Raw genomic sequence first — 20973 nt, 5'->3', positions numbered from 1 at the left:
AGTCGCTATGAGCTTAAGTCAGGATATTTTGGCTGAACTGGCGGAGATCGCCGCCGATTCACCGCTGGGCAAGGCCCGCGCGTTACGCGACGCTGCGACCCGCCACGCCCAGGGAAGTTACGAGGTGCTATTTAGCCAACAGGATGAGGATTTTCCGCTCGAGGAACGGTTCGCCATCGCCGCAAAAGTGGCCAGACTTCATCAGGCAGACGCGCTGGCGGCGCATTACGCCGGTTTCGGCATTGCCGACCCGACAACCCCACGGCTTGCCGCCGCGCTGGGGTTTGCCCGCCTGCTGACCTTTACTCCGGTGGAAGCGACGCCCGCGGCGTTACAAACGCTTAGCGACGCGGGCTGGAGCCTGCGCGGTATCGTAACGCTGGCGCAGCTTATTGCGTTTGTCAGTTTTCAAAGCCGATTGCTGAGCGGCTTGCGTTTGTTAAATGACAAACCAACCTCCGCGGCCGAGACCCCGGTGGTCGCCGGCTACTGGCACACACATCCCAGGACTGCCAGCGGTAAACCTGCGCCGGTGGCCTTTACGCGCGATGAATTACACTGGGAACCGTGGATTGCCGATAAGCCGCTCGCTGAATTTAATCCCGCCGAGCAGGCGCTGCTGGCGCAGTTCGGCCACAGTGACTCCCCCTACTTCCGCCTGCTGGCGCGCAACCAACCGGTGCTTGAACAGCGCACGCTGACCGATAAAGGGATCTTCTATACGCCGAGTGGCTTGCCGCGCGCCGAACGTGAACTGGCGGCAACGGTGGCCAGTAAAATCAACGGCTGCATCTACTGCGCGTCGGTACACGCGCGCAAGGCGGCGCAGTTGGCAAAAGATGAGCGAGCGGTGGAGACCCTGCTGGCGGTGACGCCTGGGGAGAATCTCAGCGATGGTCAAGAGCCGCGCTGGCAGGCGGAGATTGACGCCGCCGCCGCGCTTTCCGTTACCCCGCCTGCGATAACCTCAGCGCATCTCAGCGCGCTGGAGCAACAGGGTCTGGATATCGTCGAACAGTTGGATCTGCTGCAATCGGCGGCATTCTTCGCCTGGGCTAACCGCCTGATGCTAACCCTTGGCGAACCGTGGCGGGATTAATCAGACCTGCCCTGCCTGGGTAACGCGATGACGCGTTACCCGCCGCTGATATCGCGCATACAGCAGCAACGAGCTCATCGCCAGGAACGACAGCGCTGCCGCCGGCAGCGCCACCGAACGCCAACCTGCGCCAAAGGTAATCATCATTCCGCCGCAGTAGGCGCCTATCGCGCTGCCGAGGTTAAACGCTATTTGCCCGCCCGCCGCCCCGAGCATTTCTCCGCCTCTGGCATTTTGTAGCAGTAATATTTGCAGCGGCGCGGCGAGTGCGAAGAGCCCGGCGCAGCAGATAAACGCCAGCGCCAGCGAAGCCAGCGGCTGTATGCCGAAGGCAAAGATGAGCAGTAACGCCGCGACAATGACGCCGTTAGTCATCGCCGCAATACGCAGCGGACTGTAGCGTCCAGAGATCCTGCCGCTAAAGAGATTACCTAAAACCATCCCCAATCCGACCAGCATCATAATTAACATCATCGCCGACTCGCTAAAGCCGGAGACATTCATCATGAAGGGCTTGATATAGCTAAACCAGGCAAAAACGCCGGCATTGCCGAACATCGTGGCGGCGAAAATAAACCACGGCGCCGGGGTTTTAAGGAAATGGAATTGTTCGCTGAGCCGGGAGGCGGATTTGTCATATAGCGTCGGCACCCAGCGCAGTATCGCCAATAGCACCAGCACATCAAATAGCGCGATGGCCGTGAAGGTATAACGCCAGCTGAACTGATGGCCAAGCCAGGTGCCAGCCGGTACGCCAAGCAGGTTCGCCACCGTCATACCCGCGATCATCCCGGCGACCGCCGCGGTAACCCTGCCCGGCGAGGCGATTTTCGACAAGATAATCGCCCCGACGCCAAAATAAGCACCGTGAGGAAAACCTGAAATAAAGCGACCGAGCGCCAGCATGGGATAACTTGAGGAGAAGGTAAATAACGCGTTGCCTGCCACACATAGCGCCACCAGGAACAGCATCACCGATTTCAGCGAAAAACGGCTGGAAAACAACGCCATGACAGGCGCGCCAAACACCACGCCAAAGGCGTACCACGAGATCATGTTGCCGGCCGCGGGGATGGTAATGCCGACATCATGGGCGATTTCAGGCAATACCCCCATGATGCCAAACTCCGCCATTCCGAGGCCAAAGGTTCCCAGCGCTAAGGAAAAAATCGTTTTCTTCATCTAGTCGGTCACTTTAATGTGCATTCACGACGCTAGTGTAACCGATTTCACACCCTGTTTTCTCCCCTTACGACCGACGAAAACTTAACCCATCCCCAGATAAGCATTTCTGACTTCCGGGTTATCCAGCAACTCTGCGCCGCTACCGCTCAGACGTATTTCGCCGTTGACCAGTACATACGCGCGGTTAGCCAGTTTTAGCGCGTGGTACGCATTTTGCTCCACCAGCAGCAGCGTCATACCCTGGGCGGTCAACTCGCGCAAGATGCTGAAAATCTGCTTCACCACCAGCGGCGCCAGACCCAGGCTCGGTTCATCTAATAGCAATAGCTTTGGCCGACTCATCAGCGCGCGGGCGATCGCCAGCATTTGCTGCTCGCCGCCGGAGAGCGTCATCGCCCGCTGCGCGCGACGCTCTTCCAGCCGCGGAAACAGCCGATACATCCGCGCTTTATCTTCATTCTGATAACGATTACCAATGGGAATAGTGCCCATCAGCAGATTCTCTTCCACCGTCATGTCGGCAAAAATACGTCGTCCTTCCGGCGCCTGGGCAATACCGTTGGTGGCGATATAGTGCGTCGACTGGCGGCTAATATCATGTCCGCGATAGATAATACTGCCAGCGGAAATACGCGGCTGGCCGAAAATGGACATCAGCAGCGTGGATTTTCCGGCGCCGTTAGCGCCGATTAACGCCACCGTTTCGCCTTCATTGACCGTTAGCGATACCAACTTCAGCGCCTGGATTTGCCCGTAAAAAACATTAACCTCGCGAAATTCCAGCAACGGTTGGCTCATCAGGCAATCTCCTGTTCATCGGTACCAAGGTATGCGGCGATCACGCTCAGGTTGGCCTGGATCTCAGCCGGGGTGCCATGAGCAATAACATCGCCGTGGTCGAGCACAATCACGCGATCGGAGATTTCCATCACCATGCTCATATCATGTTCGATCAGCAGTATGGTGACGCCATGATGTTCTCGCAGAAAACGAATAATCCGGCTCAGGGCACGCGTTTCCGCCGGATTGAGTCCGGCTGCGGGTTCGTCAAGACACAGTATTTCCGGCCCGGTACACATCGCGCGGGCGATCTCCAGTCGCCGCTGCTGGCCATAAGAGAGCGTTCCCGCCAGTCGATTGGCGCAGTCAACCATTTCCACCACTTCCAGCCAGTAAAAGGCCCGCTCTAATGCGCGGTTCTCCGCCTGCCGATAGCCGCGGGTGTTCAGGATCCCGGCGATCAGGTGGCGGTTGACCTGCATATGCTGGGCCACCATCAGATTTTCAATCACCGTCATTTCGCGAAACAGGCGGATGTTCTGGAAGGTACGCGCCAGCCCGGCGCGGTTGACCAGATGCGCGCCGCCGAACATTTTGTAGTACATCCGCCGTCCCAGGCGCGCAGGATGGAAAAAATCATCGGCATGCAGTTTCTGCCCGAGAACCTGAATCACATCGGTCATTCGTTGCCGGGCATTAAGACGAATGGCGCCGCCGCTGGCGCGGTAGAATCCGGTCAGGCAATTAAACACCGTGGTCTTCCCCGCGCCGTTCGGGCCAATCAGGGCGGTAATCGATCCGCGTTCAACCTCAAGGTTGACATCATTCAGCGCTTTAATCCCGCCAAAATGCATCATCAGATGCTCGACCTGCAATATTGCATCGCTCATGGCGCGACTCCTTTGCGGATTTCCACCCCGGTACGCCCGGTGCGTACCAGCCCGCGCGGGCGCCAGATCATCATCAGGACCATCAGCACGCCAAAGAGCAGAACCCGGTATTCGTCAAAGCCGCGCAGAAGCTCCGGCGTGACCGTCAGGACGAAAGCCGCCAGCACCACCCCCAATGTCGAGCCCATGCCGCCTAATACCACGATGGCGAGGATCAGCGCCGATTCGAAAAAGGTGAACGACGTCGGGTTGACGAACCCCTGATAAGTCGCGAAAAAGACGCCAGCGATGCCGGCCGTCGACGCGCCAAGCATAAACGCGGACAGCTTAACCAGCACGTGATTCAGCCCCATCGCCCGGCAGGCGATTTCATCTTCCCGCAGCGCCTCCCAGGCCCGGCCAATCGGCATCCGGGTCAGGCGGTGTTTTATCAGCAACACCATTAACACCACGATAAACAACACGGCATAAATAAAGATAAATTTAAGGTTGGGGTTGTAGGCAATATGCAGAAACTCATGAATCGGAGTGCCGCCCTCTTTGGCTCGCCGGGCAAACTCGAGGCCGAAGAGCGTTGGCGATGGCACCGAAACGCCGTTGGGGCCGCCGGTAAAGCTCACCCAGTTGTTGAGCACCAGGCGGATGATTTCGCCGAATCCCAGCGTCACAATAGCCAGGTAGTCGCCATGCATTCGTAATACCGGAAAACCCAATAACGCCCCCGCCAAAGCCGCCATCACCGCCCCCAGCGGCAGCATTGCCCAGAAACCTAAGCCAAGGTATTGATAGCCAAGCGCCAGACCGTAGGCGCCAATGGCGTAGAAGGCGACGTACCCCAAATCAAGTAACCCCGCGAGACCCACCACGATGTTTAATCCCAGCCCCAGCAGGACGTAGATAAGCCCGAGGATCGCAACGGTAAGCAGATACTTGCTGGCCATTAACGGGAAAACGATAGCCACGATCGCCAGCAGCGGCAGGACAAAACGCAGCCGACTACGATAGCCGGGGGGACGGACAAATACCCCCTGGTCGTTGCCTTCAAAACGTCCGACAAACTGCTTCCCCCCGCGGGTTTGCAAAAGCAGACTGAGCAACAGCCGCCCCGCCATTACCACCGCCACCAGCACGATGACGCGCTGTGGAGAAAGCGTAAAGCTGTACCCCTTCAGCACAATGCCGACGATCGGGCCAAAGACTATCAGCGCGCATAAACCGGCCAGCACGCTATCAATAACGCTGCGTTTGACATCGATGCCGTCTAAACGGGAAATATCGGTCATATGTCCCCCTTAGACCTTGGCCACCACAGGACGGCCTAACAGCCCCTGCGGACGAAAAATCAGAATCGCCACCAGCAATGCGAACGAGAAGACATCCTTATAATCCGAGTTCACTAACCCGGCGAACTGCGCCTCGGCGACGCCCAGCAGCAGGCCGCCAAGCATCGCCCCCGGTAGCGAACCGATCCCGCCCAGTACCGCCGCGGTGAAGGCCTTAATGCCGATAATGAAGCCGATATAAAAATCAAACGTGCCGTAATTCATGGTCACCAGCACCCCGGCGAGGCCCGCCATGGCGGCGCCAATCATAAACACCAGCGAGATCACCCGATCGGTGTTAATGCCGAGAATGGCCGCCATCCGCCGATCCTGCTGGGTCGCGCGGCAAACCCGACCTAACTGCGTGTGGTTGATTATCCAGCTCAGTACCACCATGCCGACGAAGGCGGCGAGCAGGATGAAGATTTTGGTCCAGGTGATTTGCACCACGCCATCACCTACCGTAATCCGCAATACGCCGTGCATCAACGTCGGGATCCCCTGTTGATTGGGGCCCTGACTCAGTTGCACGTAGTTTTGTAAAATCAGCGACATACCGATTGCCGAGATCAGCGGCGCCAGACGCGTTGAGTTGCGTAGCGGCCGATAAGCAATGCGTTCGATGGCCCAGCCGTACACCCCGGTGACGATAATCGTAAACACCAGCGTGCCGAAAATAAGCAGCGGGAAGGAGTGAATACCGAAGTAGGCCAGCAGCGCCAGCCCGATAGCACACAGGTAGGCTGAGACCATATATACCTCGCCGTGGGCGAAGTTAATCATACCGATGATGCCATAAACCATGGTGTAGCCAATGGCGATAAGCCCATATACCGCGCCAAGCGTTAAGCCATTGATCAGTTGTTGCAGAAAGAATGCCGCCATATGAACCATCCTGCCAGTCAAGGTGCAGCAGACGCAGAGGCCTTAACGTCTGCTGCTTATGGTGGTACGACGCCCCTCTGATGAGGACGTTATGCGCACTACAATCCCGGGTTACAGCTGATGATATTTGCCTTTATCATCCCATTGATAAACCACGTAATCCGATACTTTCAGGTCGCCTTTGCCATCCCAGGCTTTTTTACCCATCACGGTATCGACGCTATGGTTTTTTAACCATTCGCTGGCTTTGGCATTATCGGTACCGGCGGCGTTATAGGCGGCGGCGATAGCCTGAATCGAAGCATAGGCGTAAAGGGTATAGCCCTCCGGTTCAAAACCGCTGGCGCGGAATTTGTCGATCACCGCTTTACCTTCAGGAATGGTGCGCGGATCCTTACCGAAGGTCATTAACACGCCATTGGTAAACTGCGGCCCGCCCGCGGCGGTAACTAACTCTTCGGTCACCACGCAGTCGCCGGAGAAGAACTTAGCCTGGACGCCCTGCTCGCGCATCTGGCGCACCAGCGGGCCGGCTTCCGGGTGGCAGCCGCCGAAATAAACCACATCCGGTTTCAGGGCGCCGATTTTGGTTACCAGGGCATTAAAGTCTTTTTCCCCGCGGGATAAGCCTTCATACAGCACTTCTTTCGTCCCGCGTTTAGCCAGCGCCGCGCGTGTCGCATCGGCTAATCCCTGACCGTAGGTGTCTTTATCGTGAATGACGGCGATCTTCTTCGCCTTCAGCACATCCAGCATGTAGTTGGCGGCAATCACCCCTTGCTGGTCATCGCGCCCGCACATGCGGAACATATCTTTCATTCCGCGTTCGGTGATTTGCGGATTGGTGGAACCCGGCGTGATGGTCAGGATGCCGGCTTCGTCATAGACCTCGGAGGCGGGCATCGTCGAGGAAGAGCAGAAGTGACCCACCACCGCCGAGACGCCGGAGTCGTCGACCAGGCGGTTAGCCACTGCCACCGCTTGCTTGGGTTCACAGGCATCATCGCCCTGTACCAGCACAATTTTTTCGCCTTTAATTCCCCCGGCTGCATTAATATCAGCCGCCGCCTGCGATGCCCCTTTCCAGTATTGGGCGCCATAGGTCGCATTCGGCCCGGTAAATGGGCCGGCCACGCCAATCTTCACATCCGCCTGTGCATAAAATGCCGCGCTCAAACAACCTGCTATTGCAAAATGCAGAGTCAACTTTTTAAGTTTTAAAGACATTCGGATAGTCCTCAGCGATATCGAACAGACGCCACAAACTGGCGCAGTAAAAACCACTTACAGCGTAACGTGCCAATGCTGGAATAAGCCGTAGCGGCTTCGGTAGATAAAGCAAAAAACCCGCCAGGAAGAGAGGTATCGCCAGATCGATTACTAATAGTCGCGTAGCGTGACCGCAATCGGTACCACCCCGGCAATGCGCCAGTCTTTACAGGTCAGGAGGTCTGTTGCCGTCACGTGGCCTGCCGGGAACGCTGGTGTCCATACCGACAGTGAGCTAAACATAGAACGACTTTAGCAACCTTGCGCACCGGGCTGGTGCAAAAGTGCGGTGATGATCAAAACTAGTGAAAATTTTGCTGCATTAATGTGAAATTAATAACGAGAGGATGGGGAATGCTCGGCAATACAGGTCGCCACCATAAAGAATTGCCGATGAATAGCAACTTTATGCTGCCAGACGGCGTTTACGCTTTGAAACATTAACTTCTTTTACGTATTATCTTAAGCCTTGCTCTTTTACCTGCCGCCGTGGCGGGTTTCGCCTCATGGATGAAAATCATGACTTTAAAAAAATTAATTATTATCGCCATCAGCGCGCTTTCTATTAACGCCTGCGCCTTCGCAGCGGGTAATCTCGCCGACCAGTTACATTATACGCCGCCGGAGCCGGCAGACCTTGCCGTTAATCCACCAGCAGAATCGCCTGAATCGAAAACGGAACAACCAAAATTAACGATGACGCCCGACGTTAATGCCTACACCTATTACAACGAAAAGGTGAATCCCGTTACCAATGATATTGACCGTATTGAACAAGGCGGCGTCGTCGAATTCTGATTTTTACCGGCGCATCGTGCGCGCCGGTAAACATTGACCATGGAGTATTCGCCATGATGAAGGATTATCTGATCATCGCCTGGATTACTATCGTCGCCTGCTGGCCCATTACGTTACCGGTGTTAGCCGTGGTCGCGGGAATACTATTTTATTCCCGCCATCGCGTGGCGGGTCTCGTTGTATCCGGGCTGTTTATCCTCGAAGCCGTGGCGGCATGGCAGTTTGAGCGCTATATGTAACCACGGTTTGTTTTAATTGAGCGGCCCGTGGTTAACCTGGCTGAGCGCTAAATTGACATCGAAAATCTTGTAGAACATCTCCTGCACGCCAAATTGCCGTAGGCGTGCGGCGTGTTTTTTTGCATAAGCCTGCGCGCTCTGTTCATCTTCGAACAGATATATGCCGCCGGCTTCCTGCGTAGCGCTATTCTCCGTCCAAATCTTCCAGATAAAACCGGGCTCCTGGTTAATAGATTGCGCGAGCTCGACTAATTGCGCCGACATTTCATCGCCAAACGGGCCGCTAAAAGCAAAGTGCACCTGCAAAAGTTTTTTCGACATACTCTCTCCCTGAATGATTTTAGCTAATTGACGAGACTATCCTACCCGATTCCTGATTAATCAGCAGTGAGATGATGCGCTTAATGGCTATCTTTCTCTCTCCGCCGGATGAGAAGTTTTCCGCCGCTTTGCCTGGGTCTGATTACACTTTAAACAGCGACCTGCCTTTCAGGCCGTCACGCAATGAGGACTGTCATGGGAAACAAGAAAAAAACCGTTGCGCCCGTCATACCCGCCAAAACGGAGCCGTTAAGCGAGAAAGAGTATCAGCAGGCGTTGCGTAAACTGCACGTCGAGTTGGTCAAGCTACAGCGGTGGGTAGTGCATAAAGGGCTTAAGATATGCATCGTCTTCGAGGGTCGCGATGGCGCAGGCAAAGGCGGCACCATCAAAGCGATAACCGAACGCGTCAGCCCGCGGGTTTTCCGCGTCGTCGCCCTGCCCGCACCAACCGATCGCGAACGCAGCCAGCTCTATTTTCAGCGTTATATCAAACATCTGCCCGCCGCCGGCGAGATAGTGATTTTCGATCGCAGCTGGTACAACCGGGCCGGCGTTGAGCGGGTGATGGGATTTTGTACCGAGGAGGAGGTGCAAAAATTCCTCGACGGCGCGCCGATGGTAGAGCGAGGGATGGTCGATTCCGGCATTATTTTACTGAAATACTGGCTGGAGGTAACGCCGCAGGAGCAAGAACGGCGCCTGCGCGACCGTATTGATGACGGACGCAAAATCTGGAAGCTATCGCCGATGGATATTAAATCCTTCAACCGCTGGGATGACTACACCGTAGCGCGTGATGCGATGTTTGCCGCCACCGATACCGCCTGGGCGCCGTGGTTTGTCGCCCGCTCGGAAGATAAAAAACGCGTACGCCTGAATATTATTACCCATCTGCTTTCGCAGATCCCCTACGAGGCTCTACCAACGGAACACATTACCTTACCGAAACGTAAAATTGGCAAAGTGAAACCGACCCATTTTCCTTTCCGGTTTATTCCTGAGAAGTTTTGAAGGAATAGCTTTATCACCTTTGCGCAGTATTCCCCCTGCGCAGAGGATTATTACAATAAACGTTAATATTTCATCTGTTGCGTTGCTCTGGAACCCGGCTCGCAAAATAAATATTAAAATTACTGCTGAGGTTTATTTTTAAGTGAGTAAAGAGAATAATCACTGAACCACCAGCAAGGAACCTACTATGAAAAGTAATACGCTACGTAAAAGATGTACTGACGTGCCAGCCCAGAAGGAGTCAGCGCAGACAGGAAAGGATTTACGAGAAACAGATAAGCAGCGCCAACATAAGGAATTCATTGCCGCAATGAATGAATTTATTGCAAAAGCAGGTACTCTCACAGATGATGAGTTTTTCAGGGTGCTATGATGCTTGAACAATTCAATGTCTATCGAAATTGTTCTGCGCAAACAAATAACACCCTACCGTATTATATGATAGTGCAGAATGATTACTATGCTGACCTGGCCACTAGAGTCATTATTCCTTTAATGCGGGCGCGACAGTTACCTCGGTGGCATCAGCATGTCGCCCCAAGGATAAATATAGAGTTTGACAGCTTTTTACTTTGTACGCCGATGATCAGTAATTTAAATAATAAACGAATCCAGCCACAGGATTTCGTCTGTAATCTGAGTTGTGCGCGTCAGGGGGTCATTGATTCAATCGATACACTTATCACTAACTGCTGAATGCCGGGAGCCCGCCCCGATATCACCGGAGCGGGTTTACCCCATAAAGGCTTACTTCATTCCCTCACGGCTCTCTTTTTGCGCTTCCAGGCGTTCGACATCGCGATACCAGCGCGGGTGATGTTTCTTCGCCCAACGGCGGCTGACCTTACCCTCAATCATGCCTTTAATCGACCCTTTCACCCAGAATGCCATATACATATGAATGAGGATCGCGTGGATCAGGATAATCGCCGAAGTAGCGTGTATCAGCAGGCTGTAACGGATAACCGGAATCGGGAAATAGTCCGCAAAATACGGGCGCCAGATAATCACCCCGGTCACCAGCAGCACAAAAATCATGCTCATAATGGTCCAGAACATCATCTTCTGCCCGGCGTTATATTTACCGACGCGCGCGACCTTATGTTCATTGCCTTTCAGAACCTCCACAATGCCTTTCAGCCAGGGGATATCCTGTTTATCAGGGATATTGTGGTGGACAAAACGCACAAACATAAACATCAGCGCGACAAAAATCAGCACCCCGAAAAACGGGTGCAGGATACGCCCCATCTGCGGGGTGCCGAAGGTTTCCGTCAACCACTGTAGCGTCGGGAAGAAAAACGAAATCCCCGACAGCGCCACCAGGAAGAAACAGATAACCACCGTCCAGTGACAGGCGCGGTCGATAAATTTGGTGCGCACTATCATTTTCGATTTATTCATCATGTTCCTCCTCATCGTCATCAACTTCCTTGTTCGGCCCGATACCGATGTAGTGGTAAATCAGCCCGGCAAAGGTGGCAATAAAGCCCGCCGCCGACAGCGGTTTCAGCGCCCCCTTCCACAGATTGATACTGGTATCGATCTGCGGCGCTTTCGGCAGCTTGTGATACAACTCCGGCTGGTCGGCATGATGCAGCACGTACATCACGTGGGTGCCGCCTACGCCCTGCGGGTTGTAGATCCCGGCGTTGGCATAACCGCGTTTTTTAAGCTTAGCCACCCGCTCCTGCGCCACTTCCAGCATCTCTTTTTTCGTGCCGAAGTGGATAGCGCCGGTAGGACAGGTTTTCACGCATGCCGGTTCCTGACCAACGCTGACCCTATCCACACACAGGGTGCATTTATAGACCCGGTTATCCTCTTTATTGAGGCGCGGGATATTAAACGGACACCCGGCAATGCAGTAGCCGCAGCCGATGCAGTTTTCCTGCTGGAAATCGACGATGCCGTTGGCGTACTGAATGATCGCCCCGGCGGACGGGCAGGCTTTCAGGCAACCCGGCTCTTCGCAGTGCATACAGCCATCTTTGCGGATAAGCCACTCCAGCTTGCCGTTCTGTTCGGTCTCGCTAAAACGCATTACCGTCCAGGATTTAGCGCTGAGATCCGCCGGGTTGTCGTACACGCCGACGCAGTGCCCCACTTCATCGCGAATGTCATTCCACTCGGAACAGGCCACCTGGCAGGCTTTACAGCCTACGCAGGAGGAGACATCGATAAGCTTGGCGACTTCGGCCTTATAGTCCCGCGCGCGTGGCGCGGGAGTCATCTGGTTGGTCGCGGAGCGTTTAATAATGTCTTGTGTTTCCATCGCCATTTAATCGCTCCTTACGCTTTCTCGATGTTGACCAAAAACGCCTTATACTCCGGCGTTTGCGAGTTGGAATCGCCGACGTTAGGCGTCAGGGTGTTGGCGATGTAACCTTTACGGGCCACGCCTTCAAAACCCCAGTGCAGCGGGATACCGACGGTTTCTACCTGCTGGCCGTTGACGTTCAGCGTGCGCAGTCGGCGGGTCACCACGGCAACCGCGCGAATAAAGCCGCGTTTGCTGCTGACTTTCACCCAGTCGCCGTTAACGATACCTTTGCTTTTCGCCAGCCCTTCGCTGATTTCGACAAACTGTTCCGGCTGCGCAATCGCATTAAGCAGCGCATGCTTGGTCCAGGTATGGAAGTGTTCGGTCAGGCGATAGGTAGTACCGACATACGGGAACTTATCCTTCTTACCTAAGCGAATAGCGTCATCTTCGTATAAACGCACTACCGGGCTGGAGACCACATTCGGGTGCAGCGGGTTGGTGCCAAGCGGCGTTTCCATCGGCTCGTAGTGTTCAGGGAACGGCCCTTCCGCCAGTTTATCGAGCGCAAACAGGCGCCCAAGCCCCTCTTGCTGCATAATAAACGGCCCGGTGTTGCTCCCCGGCGGCGCGGTATTGAAGTCCGGAATATCATTACCGACCCACTTACTGCCGTTCCACTGAATCAGCATTCGCTTCGCATCCCAAGGTTTGCCGTTAATATCGGCCGATGCGCGGTTATACAGCACGCGGCGATTGAGCGGCCAGGCCCAGGCCCAGCCCAGCGTATTGCCAAGCCCAGAAGGATCGGCGTTATCGCGATTCGCCATCTGGTTACCCTGCTCGGTCCAGCAGCCGGTGTAGATCCAGCAAGATGACGCGGTGCTGCCGTCATCGCGCAACAGCGCGAAGCTATTCAGCAACTGTCCTTTTTTCGCCAGTAGCACCCCATTGCCATCGTAGAGATCCGCCAGCGCGTAGCCGTTGTTCTCTTTTGCAACCTCTTCCGATTCCGGATGATCTGGCTGCTTATAACTCCAGCTCATTTTCAGCAGCGGTTCCGCGCCCTTACCGCCTTCGCGACGGTACAGCTCACGCAAACGGTGATAGATCCCGGCAAGAATTTCGCCATCGTTGCGTGCTTCACCCGGCGCGTCCTGGCCTTTCCAGTGCCACTGCAGCCAGCGACCGGAGTTGGCGATCGAACCGTCTTCTTCGGCAAAGCAGGTCGATGGCAGACGGAAGACTTCGGTCTGAATCGTAGCCGGGTCGACATCATTAGACTCGCCGTGGTTCTGCCAGAAAGTCGATGTCTCGGTCACCAACGGATCGATAACCACCATATATTTCAGCTTACTGAGGCTACGCACCACTTTGTTTTTGTCCGGGAAGGACGCAACCGGGTTGAAGCCCTGGCAGATATAGCCGGTGACGTTGCCGTTATCCATCATATTGAAGTACTTGATGACGTCGTAGGCTTGATCCCATTTCGGCAACCAGTTGAAGCCCCAGTCGTTCTCTTTCTGCGCCGCATCGCCGTAGAACGATTTCATCAGGCTGACGAAGAATTTCGGGTAGTTGCTCCAGTAGTTCACCTGGTCGGCCAGCGTCGCTTTCGGCGTGTTGGCGCTAAGATAACTTTGCAGATCGCTCTGTTTATCGGACGGCAGCGTCAAATAACCCGGCAGACTGGTCGACAACAGACCCAAATCGGTGAGCCCCTGAATATTGGAGTGTCCGCGCAGGGCGTTGACGCCGCCGCCAGCCATGCCCATGTTGCCGAGCAGCAGTTGGATCATCGCCATGGTGCGGATGTTCTGCGCGCCGACGGTGTGCTGCGTCCAGCCCAGCGCGTACAGGAAGGTGGTGGTGCGATCCGCGACGCTGGTTGAAGCCAGCACCTCGCATACTTTGAGGAAGTCTTCTTTCGGCGTACCGCAGATGTTTTCAACCACTTCCGGCGTGTAGCGGGAAACGTGCTGCTTGAGCAGATTCCACACGCAGCGCGGATGGCTGAGCGTTTCATCGCGTTTCGCGTAGCCATTTTCATCGAACTGGTAGTTCCAGGACGATTTATCATACTGGCGCTTTTCCGCATCGTAGCCGCTGAACAGGCCATCTTCGAAGGTAAAATCATCCCGTACCAGCAGGCTGGCATTGGTGTAATGCTTTACGTACTCGGCATTAATCTTATTATTTTCGATAAGGTACAACAGCACGCCCGACAGGAACGTAATGTCGGTACCGGAACGAATCGGCGCATAGATATCGGCCACCGACGCGGTACGCGTAAAGCGTGGGTCGACGACGATAAGCGTAGCATCGTTATTGTTCTTCGCTTCCATCGCCCAGCGGAATCCCACCGGATGCGCTTCCGCGGCGTTGCCGCCCATCACCATTACGACGTTTGCGTTTTTGATATCAACCCAGTGGTTGGTCATCGCACCGCGACCAAATGTTGGAGCAAGACTTGCTACCGTTGGTCCGTGTCAGACGCGCGCCTGGTTGTCTACCGCCAGCATGCCGAGCGAGCGCACAAATTTTTGCGTCAGCATGCCGGTCTCATTACTCGCCGCCGAGGCGCACAGCATTCCGGTGGAAAGCCAGCGGTTAACCGTCACGCCCTGTTCGTTCTTTTCAATAAAGTTGGCATCGCGGTCGGCTTTCATCAATTTGGCGATGCGGTTAAAAGCTTCATCCCAGGAGATGCGCTGCCATTTATCCGAACCCGGAGCGCGGTATTGCGGATATCGGAGGCGATTTTCACTGTGGACGTAGTCCAGCAGACCGGCGCCTTTCGGGCACAGCGCGCCGCGGCTTACCGGATGATCCGGATCCCCTTCGATATGATAAATCGCTTCTTTGGCGTTTTTCGCGCCGTCGCCCAGGCTATACATTAATAGCCCGCAGCCCACGGAGCAGTAAGTGCAGGTGTTGCGGATCTCTTTTGCGCGCAGCAATTTGAAATTGCGTGCCTGAGCCAGCGCCATTTTCGGGGCGAAGCCCAGTGCGGCAGCTGTTGTTCCGGCCATACCGCCTGCGCAGATTTTAAAAAACTTTCTGCGGCTGACGTCCATTGATTCCTCCATGCAGGATGTTTGTTCATCGCGCGGAGGAAACTAACAGCAATGTCCCTTTTTTTATTGCGTCAAATCAAGGTCGCCCACGCTAGCCCTCTAAAGAGTCATCGGCGACGAGTTTGACTAACCCCAAAGAGTTATGTGCTACGGAAAAGATCGACCGCCGGGCGCAAAAAGATGTTATAAATTCTGGCTGCGTTTGAGTCACTATCAGGTTAAACATGGAAAAAAAGAGAGCGACGTCAATAGGCTTCGCCGCCATTATATTATGGAGCACGATGGTCGGCTTGATTCGCGGCGTTAGCGAAGGGCTAGGTCCTGTCGGCGGCGCGGCGATGATTTATAGTCTCAGCGGCCTGCTGCTCATTTTTACCGTCGGCTTTCCCAACCTGCGCCAGATCCCGCGCCGCTATCTGTTAGCCGGCAGCGTGCTGTTTGTTAGCTATGAGATCTGCCTCGCCCTGTCGCTGGGCTTCGCCGCCACCCGCCAGCAGGCCATTGAAGTGGGAATGGTCAATTACCTGTGGCCCAGCCTGACCATTTTATTCGCCATTCTTTTTAACGGTCAGAAAAGCAGCTGGCTGGTGATCCCCGGCTTATTGCTGGCGCTGTTCGGCGTGAGCTGGGTGCTCGGCGGCGAGCACGGACTCAACCTCAATGAAATTATCAATAACGTCATCTCCAGCCCGCTGAGCTACTTTCTGGCATTTATCGGCGCATTTATCTGGGCAGCCTACTGCACGGTTACCGCGAAATATGCCAAAGGCAAAAATGGCATTACCCTCTTCGTCTTATTAACGGCGCTGACCCTGTGGCTGAAGTTTTTGGCCAGCGCGCAGCCGCCGATGCAGTTTAGCTGGCCGGTAGTCATTAAGCTGATTACGGTCTCCGTGGCGCTGGGGCTGGCCTACGCGGCGTGGAACGTTGGTATCCTGCACGGCAACGTCAGCCTGCTGGCGGCGGCGTCGTACTTTACGCCGGTACTCTCCTCCGCGCTGGCGGCGGTGCTGCTCAGCGCCGCGCTCTCATGGTCATTCTGGCAGGGGGCCGGGATGGTATGTCTCGGCTCCCTGCTCTGCTGGTATGCCACCCGCCGTTAGCCGAGGTCGCCGCCCGCCACCGGTAGCGTCACGCCGGTGATATAGCTGGCCTCATCGCTGGCGAGAAACAGGATCGCATTCGCCTGTTCCGCCAGCGTGCCGTAACGGCGCATCAGGCTGCTCGCCACCGTCTGATCGACAACCTGCTGATACCACGCCTTTTCCTGCTCGCTCGGCTGCTCTTCATTGCGCGGCGTCAGGCGCGGCGGGGCCTCCGTACCGCCCGGCGCGACGGCGTTAATCCGAATGCCGCTGCCGCTATACTCCATAGCGATAGACCGGGTCAGCGCGTTAACGCCGCCTTTCGCCGCCGAGTAAGGCACCCGGTTCACCCCTGCCGTCGCCACCGACGAGATATTGACGATGCTGCCTTTCCCCTGCTTCAGCATCCAGGGGAGCGCCGCGCGGCAGCCCCACAAGGTGGGGAACAGCGAGCGGCGGATCTCTTTCTCAATTTGTTCTGGCTGATACTCGGCGAAAGGTCGCGCCCAGATGGTGCCGCCGACGTTGTTGATAAGCACGTCGAGGCGGCCAAAATGCGCGACCCCGGCGGCAAACGCCTGTTCAGTACTCTGCCACTGCTCAAGGTCAGCCTCCAGCGCCAGTACCTGACTTCCGGCCTGGGCTAAAACGGCAGCCAGTTCATGTACGTAAGGCGAGCGGTCAATCAGCAACAGGGCGGCGCCTTCAGTTGCCGCCTGTTCCGCGGTCTGGCGACCAATGCCCTGCGCCGCGCCGGTGATAGCGACGACTTTATTGGTAAAACGCATCATGTCTCCTTACGCCGCCGCGCTCTGGCTGGCGATAAATTTTTCATACCAGAACCCTGCCGGGGAAATTCCTCGTTCGCGCAGCGCCGTGGCGACCGCATTCACCATCGGCGGCGGTCCACAAAGATAGATGTCAACGTCGCCGTTATTCAGCATCGCGTCATCGAGATGTTCGGTCACAAAGCCGCGCTGCGGGCAGGAACTGCTTTCATCCGCCACTACCGGCAGCCAGCGATATCCCGTCAGTTGCTGTTTAAACGCATCCAGCGCGTCGGTTTTCACCAGATCGTCGTCACGGGTCACCCCGTACAGTAACGTCACCGAACGCGGGCTACCCTGTGTCTGCAGGGTGTGTAACATGGACAGCAGCGGCGCCAGCCCGGTGCCACCCGCCAGCATGAGCAGCGGGCGTTCGCCACTGCGCAAATAGAAGCTGCCCATCGGGCCGCTGAGGGTCAGGCGGTCGCCGGGCCGCGCCTGCTGGGTTAACCACTGGCTCATCATGCCGCCAGGCACGTTGCGGATCAGAAAGCGCCCTTCGAGAGAACCCGGCAACGAGCTAAATGAGTAGGCGCGCACATGAGGCGTGCCCGGTACCTGAATGTTGATATATTGCCCCGGCAGAAAAGCCAGCGGCTCATCCAGCGCGACCACCAGTTCGATGGCGGTATCGGACAGTAAATTCACCTGTCGTACCTGCGCCCCGGTGTTCGTCAGCGCGGTTTTACACTGCGCGGCGGCCACCGGCACGTCGATCACACAGTCGCTGGTCGGGACCATCTGGCAGGTCAGCACCTGGCGAGCCTGCGCTTCGTCGTCGCTTAACGCCTCGTCGAGATAATCCTCCCCCAAATCGTATTCACCGCTGGCGCAGTGGCATTTGCAGGTGCCGCAAACGCCGTCAGAACAGTCCATCGGCAGGTTTACCTTCTGGCGATAGGCCGCATCCAGCACCTTCTCTCCGGTATTGCATTGAATAAATCGCGTAATGCCGTCCTCAAAATTAAGAACAATATTAAAAGTCATAAGCGCCTCTTAAATGTGGTAAACGTCGATAACCTGACGGATATAGTCGTTATTCAGGCGTACCGTTTTACGAACGATCTGCGGCCTGCCGTCCTGCTCAATTAGCGTGCAGCAGGTAGAGCCGAAATAGGCATCCGTGTGTTGATAGCGATGGCTCCAGGTGACCCAGTTGTAGCGCACCGCAAGCCCCTCATCGCTCTCGCCCATCAGCTCGACATTGCTGATAATGTGCGTGGTACGCGGCTCCGGCGTGCTGGCGCCGGAACGTTCGGTTTTAATGCGATAGACACGATCCTCCAGTCCTTCACGGTTGGGGTAGTAGATAAGTGAAATCTCTTTTTGCGGGTCGCGCGTCAGCTGGTCATCGTCGCCCCATGCCGGCATCCAGTAGACCACCTGCGGGCTGTAACAACTCAGCCACTCATCCCACTGACGGTCATCCAACAGGCGGGCTTCGTAATAGAGAAACTGACGAACTTGTTCGAGATTCAGCATCAGGCCACCTCCACGCGCTGGGTAATGGACTGGTTGTAGCGCTGCTGTTCCTGTTCCAGCGCCGCCAGCATGACCGTTTGCCAGTGGTGATGATGGGCAATATACAGCGCCTCATCTTCCGATTTCACCCCGCTTAGCCGCGGCGTAAAACCCGCGTGCCTGGCGTGTTCATCCGGGCCGTCGACCCAACGTAGCGCGCCGCGGCTGAGGTCGCTCCATGCCAGATTTTCGCCAAGATAGCCGCGCTGGCAGGCGCTGAACTCTTCCAGATCGTCCGGCGTCCCCATTCCGCTGACGTTAAAGAAATCTTCGTACTGGCGGATGCGTAACGCCCGGGCCTGGTCTGATTCCCCTTTCGGCGCAAAACACCAGATGGTGACTTCGGTTTTATCGACCGCAATCGGGCGGATTACGCGGATCTGGGTAGAAAACTGATCCATCAGGTAGACGTTGGGATACAGGCACAGGTTGCGGGTTTCATTGACCATCTGGTCGGCGCGCAGTTCACCGAACTCCGCCTGCAGACGGTCGCGGTGGGCATAGACCGGGCGCACTTCCGGGTTCAACGCGCGGGTCCACAGCAACATGTGGCCGTTGTCAAATCCGTAGCCGCCGCCGACGCTCTTTGACCAGCCGTTGGCGTCAACCGCATGCGTCCCTTCCGCTTCATAGTTGCGGCGTGACATGGTTGAGGCGTAATTCCAGTGTACCACGCTGACGTGATAACCATCGGCGCCGTTCTCCGCGCCCAGCTTCCAGTTGCCTTCGTAAACGTAGCTCGACGAGCCCTTCAGCACTTCCAGTCCTTCCGGCGCCTGATCGACGATCAGATCGATGATTTTGCGGGTTTCGCCGAGATACTCCTCCAGCGGCTGCACGTCCGCATTGAGGCTACCGAATAAGAAACCGCGGTAGGACTGAAAACGCGGCAATTTTTGCAGATCGTGAGACCCTTCATGTTTGAAGGTGTCAGGATAAGCGCCGGTGCTCTCATCTTTGGCTTTTAATAATTTGCCGTTATTGCTGAAGGTCCAACCGTGGAACGGACAGGTAAACGAATTTTTATTCCCGGTTTTGCGTCGACATAACATGGCGCCGCGGTGGGCGCAGCTATTAATTAATGCATGCAATTCATTCTTTTTATCGCGAGTAATAATAACCGGCTGCCGTCCCAGCGTCAGGGTATAATAATCTCCCGGCTCGGCAATCTGGCTTTCGTGGGCGAGAAACACCCAATTACCTTCGAAGATATGTTTCATTTCAAAATCAAATAACTGCTGATCGGTAAATATAGAGCGATGGCAACGGTAAATATGATTTTCACGATCGACAATTAACGCGTTGTTAATTTTGTCTTTAAGCGCTGATAGCGTTTTTTGCATGAGTTAACTCCTCCTGCAGGATTCAGGATTAAAGATATTTGGCAAATATGGTGATTATCGGGTGTAGAGCGCGGCCCGGGCCATCAGCGTGGCCGGGGCCGCTAAAGCAGATTACTCTTTGGCGCGCAGACGGGTGCCGCGGTGCTCTTCGTCGGGGCTCAGCGCTTTACAGAGGGTGAAATCAAAGCGCACTTCGGTGTGCTCGCCGTCCAGTTCACGCTGTGCAATCGTCTCGCGGTCGCTCACTTTCACCGGGTCGGCAATCAGTCCATCGCGGGTGGCAAAGGCAAAATCATCCCACAGGTATTTGTCGCCGCTGAGGTTGATCTGGCTGGTCAGATGTTTATGCCCCGGCGCGGAGACGAAGAAGTGAATGTGCGCCGGACGGTTGCCGTGGCGGCCTAACTGATCCAGCAACTTCTGGGTTGGACCATCCGGCGGGCAGCCGTAGCCGGATGGCATAATGCTGCGCACGCTATAGCGGCCATCGGCGCCGGTGCGAATACGACGACGCAGGTTGTAGTCGCTCTGGCTCTGATCGAAGAACGAGTAATTACCCAGGGTATTGGCGTGCCAGATATCAACGATGGCGTTAGCGATCGGCTGGCCCTGGCTATCTTTAACCTGGCCGTGCAGCCACATCACTTCGCCGGCGTCGGTGCCATCATCCATGCGGGCATGGCGGTCGGCCAGCGGCGCATTGGCCACATACAGCGGCCCTTCGATGGTGCGAGGGGTGCCGGTTTCACGATGCGCCGCCGCGTCGATAGCGTCCTGACGCAGGTCGAGGAAGTGTTCAAGACCCAGCCCCGCCGCCAGCAGCGCCGCTTCCTGGCGCCCACCCAGCTCGTGCAAATAGTTCACCGCATGCCAGAACTCTTCTTCTGTGACGTTATAGTCATCGATCAGCGTGCAGATATTCTCCAGCAAACGGTGGACAATGGCTTTAAAACGTTCGTTACCGCCAGGAACATTTAAACCCGCGCCTTCACGTAATAATTTCTGCACGGCTTCTTGTTGTACGAAAGCATTACTCATAATTATTCTCTCTTATC

At 55.7% G+C, this 20973-nt stretch carries 23 protein-coding genes; 7 read left to right on the top strand and 16 right to left on the bottom strand.

What is annotated here, in order from left to right; genetic code table 11:
• Positions 1–7 precede the first annotated feature (7 nt).
• Entirely contained in the window at positions 8–1099 is a 1092-nt protein-coding gene (locus KGA69_RS17675) for an alkylhydroperoxidase domain protein (RefSeq protein WP_045394158.1), read from the top strand.
• On the opposite strand, the gene araJ is transcribed toward KGA69_RS17675, so the two are convergent.
• The 7 genes from araJ to KGA69_RS24240 all read right to left on the bottom strand — a co-directional run bounded on the left by araJ (position 1100) and on the right by KGA69_RS24240 (position 7673).
• Positions 1100–2281: an MFS transporter AraJ gene (gene araJ, locus KGA69_RS17670; protein ID WP_045394155.1), complete on the bottom strand. Its 1182-nt coding sequence runs from the start codon at positions 2279–2281 to the stop codon at positions 1100–1102. It lies immediately after the preceding gene.
• Positions 2282–2365: 84 nt separating this feature from the next.
• Positions 2366–3082, bottom strand: coding sequence for an ABC transporter ATP-binding protein (locus tag KGA69_RS17665; RefSeq protein ID WP_213292529.1), 717 nt, complete (start codon positions 3080–3082; stop codon positions 2366–2368).
• Positions 3082–3954 (bottom strand): ABC transporter ATP-binding protein, encoded by an 873-nt coding sequence (locus KGA69_RS17660; RefSeq protein WP_063447145.1) that lies wholly within the window; start codon positions 3952–3954, stop codon positions 3082–3084. The genes KGA69_RS17665 and KGA69_RS17660 overlap by 1 nt, the downstream gene beginning before the upstream one ends.
• The gene (livM, locus tag KGA69_RS17655; protein ID WP_063447146.1) at positions 3951–5237 is read right to left on the bottom strand and encodes a high-affinity branched-chain amino acid ABC transporter permease LivM; all 1287 of its coding nucleotides are present in this window, start codon (positions 5235–5237) and stop codon (positions 3951–3953) included. Before livM ends, KGA69_RS17660 begins: the two co-directional genes overlap by 4 nt.
• A 9-nt stretch (positions 5238–5246) precedes the next feature.
• The gene (locus tag KGA69_RS17650) at positions 5247–6161 is read right to left on the bottom strand and encodes an ABC transporter permease subunit (protein WP_032711708.1); all 915 of its coding nucleotides are present in this window, start codon (positions 6159–6161) and stop codon (positions 5247–5249) included.
• A 111-nt stretch (positions 6162–6272) separates the two neighbouring features.
• Positions 6273–7388 (bottom strand): branched-chain amino acid ABC transporter substrate-binding protein, encoded by a 1116-nt coding sequence (locus KGA69_RS17645; RefSeq protein ID WP_015366474.1) that lies wholly within the window; start codon positions 7386–7388, stop codon positions 6273–6275.
• Positions 7389–7541: 153 nt separating this feature from the next.
• On the bottom strand, positions 7542–7673 hold the full coding sequence (locus KGA69_RS24240; RefSeq protein WP_015366472.1) for a hypothetical protein: 132 nt from the start codon (positions 7671–7673) through the stop codon (positions 7542–7544).
• Between the two features lie 276 nt (positions 7674–7949).
• Here KGA69_RS24240 and KGA69_RS17640 point away from each other — a divergent pair, with 276 nt between their 5' ends.
• Together KGA69_RS17640 and KGA69_RS17635 are read left to right on the top strand one after the other, a co-directional pair.
• On the top strand, positions 7950–8228 hold the full coding sequence (locus KGA69_RS17640) for a hypothetical protein (protein ID WP_047048636.1): 279 nt from the start codon (positions 7950–7952) through the stop codon (positions 8226–8228).
• A gap of 53 nt (positions 8229–8281) precedes the next feature.
• Entirely contained in the window at positions 8282–8467 is a 186-nt protein-coding gene (locus KGA69_RS17635; protein WP_045394141.1) for a hypothetical protein, read from the top strand.
• A gap of 12 nt (positions 8468–8479) precedes the next feature.
• Here the strand turns inward: KGA69_RS17635 and KGA69_RS17630 are convergent, their stop codons facing one another.
• Complete coding sequence (locus tag KGA69_RS17630) at positions 8480–8788, bottom strand: monooxygenase (protein WP_213292528.1); 309 nt, start codon at positions 8786–8788, stop codon at positions 8480–8482.
• 195 nt (positions 8789–8983) lie between these two features.
• Between KGA69_RS17630 and ppk2 the strand changes: the two genes are divergently transcribed.
• From ppk2 to KGA69_RS17615, 3 genes are all read left to right on the top strand, one after another.
• Positions 8984–9802 (top strand): polyphosphate kinase 2, encoded by an 819-nt coding sequence (gene ppk2 / locus KGA69_RS17625; protein ID WP_213292527.1) that lies wholly within the window; start codon positions 8984–8986, stop codon positions 9800–9802.
• 187 nt (positions 9803–9989) lie between these two features.
• On the top strand, positions 9990–10175 hold the full coding sequence (locus KGA69_RS17620) for a hypothetical protein (RefSeq protein ID WP_213292526.1): 186 nt from the start codon (positions 9990–9992) through the stop codon (positions 10173–10175).
• Positions 10172–10498, top strand: coding sequence for a CcdB family protein (locus KGA69_RS17615; RefSeq protein WP_015705519.1), 327 nt, complete (start codon positions 10172–10174; stop codon positions 10496–10498). The genes KGA69_RS17620 and KGA69_RS17615 overlap by 4 nt, the downstream gene beginning before the upstream one ends.
• Before the next feature lie 51 nt (positions 10499–10549).
• Here the strand turns inward: KGA69_RS17615 and fdnI are convergent, their stop codons facing one another.
• Genes fdnI through fdnG form a run of 3 tightly spaced genes read right to left on the bottom strand, consistent with a single transcriptional unit; the run spans position 10550 to position 15142 of the window.
• Positions 10550–11206 carry a formate dehydrogenase-N subunit gamma gene (gene fdnI, locus KGA69_RS17610; RefSeq protein ID WP_045366159.1) on the bottom strand — a complete coding sequence of 219 codons (657 nt, stop codon included), beginning with the start codon at positions 11204–11206 and terminating at the stop codon, positions 10550–10552.
• Positions 11199–12083: a formate dehydrogenase subunit beta gene (gene fdxH / locus KGA69_RS17605; protein ID WP_045394130.1), complete on the bottom strand. Its 885-nt coding sequence runs from the start codon at positions 12081–12083 to the stop codon at positions 11199–11201. Before fdxH ends, fdnI begins: the two co-directional genes overlap by 8 nt.
• An 11-nt stretch (positions 12084–12094) precedes the next feature.
• Positions 12095–15142: a formate dehydrogenase-N subunit alpha gene (fdnG, locus tag KGA69_RS17600; RefSeq protein WP_113771823.1), complete on the bottom strand. Its 3048-nt coding sequence runs from the start codon at positions 15140–15142 to the stop codon at positions 12095–12097.
• 224 nt (positions 15143–15366) lie between these two features.
• Here fdnG and yddG point away from each other — a divergent pair, with 224 nt between their 5' ends.
• Complete coding sequence (gene yddG / locus KGA69_RS17595; RefSeq protein WP_163310964.1) at positions 15367–16245, top strand: aromatic amino acid DMT transporter YddG; 879 nt, start codon at positions 15367–15369, stop codon at positions 16243–16245.
• On the opposite strand, the gene KGA69_RS17590 is transcribed toward yddG, so the two are convergent.
• From KGA69_RS17590 to catA, 5 genes are all read right to left on the bottom strand, one after another.
• Entirely contained in the window at positions 16242–17015 is a 774-nt protein-coding gene (locus tag KGA69_RS17590; RefSeq protein ID WP_213293147.1) for a 1,6-dihydroxycyclohexa-2,4-diene-1-carboxylate dehydrogenase, read from the bottom strand. The genes yddG and KGA69_RS17590 overlap by 4 nt on opposite strands.
• 9 nt (positions 17016–17024) lie before the next feature.
• A complete protein-coding gene (gene benC, locus KGA69_RS17585; RefSeq protein WP_213292525.1) occupies positions 17025–18041 on the bottom strand; it encodes a benzoate 1,2-dioxygenase electron transfer component BenC in 1017 nt (338 codons plus the stop codon).
• 9 nt (positions 18042–18050) lie between these two features.
• A complete protein-coding gene (benB, locus tag KGA69_RS17580; RefSeq protein ID WP_015366457.1) occupies positions 18051–18536 on the bottom strand; it encodes a benzoate 1,2-dioxygenase small subunit in 486 nt (161 codons plus the stop codon).
• A complete protein-coding gene (locus KGA69_RS17575; RefSeq protein ID WP_045394118.1) occupies positions 18536–19918 on the bottom strand; it encodes a Rieske 2Fe-2S domain-containing protein in 1383 nt (460 codons plus the stop codon). Before KGA69_RS17575 ends, benB begins: the two co-directional genes overlap by 1 nt.
• A gap of 111 nt (positions 19919–20029) precedes the next feature.
• A complete protein-coding gene (gene catA / locus KGA69_RS17570) occupies positions 20030–20956 on the bottom strand; it encodes a catechol 1,2-dioxygenase (RefSeq protein WP_015705528.1) in 927 nt (308 codons plus the stop codon).
• Positions 20957–20973: the final 17 nt, after the last annotated feature.

Origin of the sequence: Klebsiella sp. A52, assembly GCF_018388785.1 — a bacterium.
GTDB lineage: Bacteria > Pseudomonadota > Gammaproteobacteria > Enterobacterales > Enterobacteriaceae > Klebsiella > Klebsiella aerogenes.
Note: the sequence above shows the minus strand (reverse complement) of the source record. Positions and strands in the feature narration are given on the sequence as shown.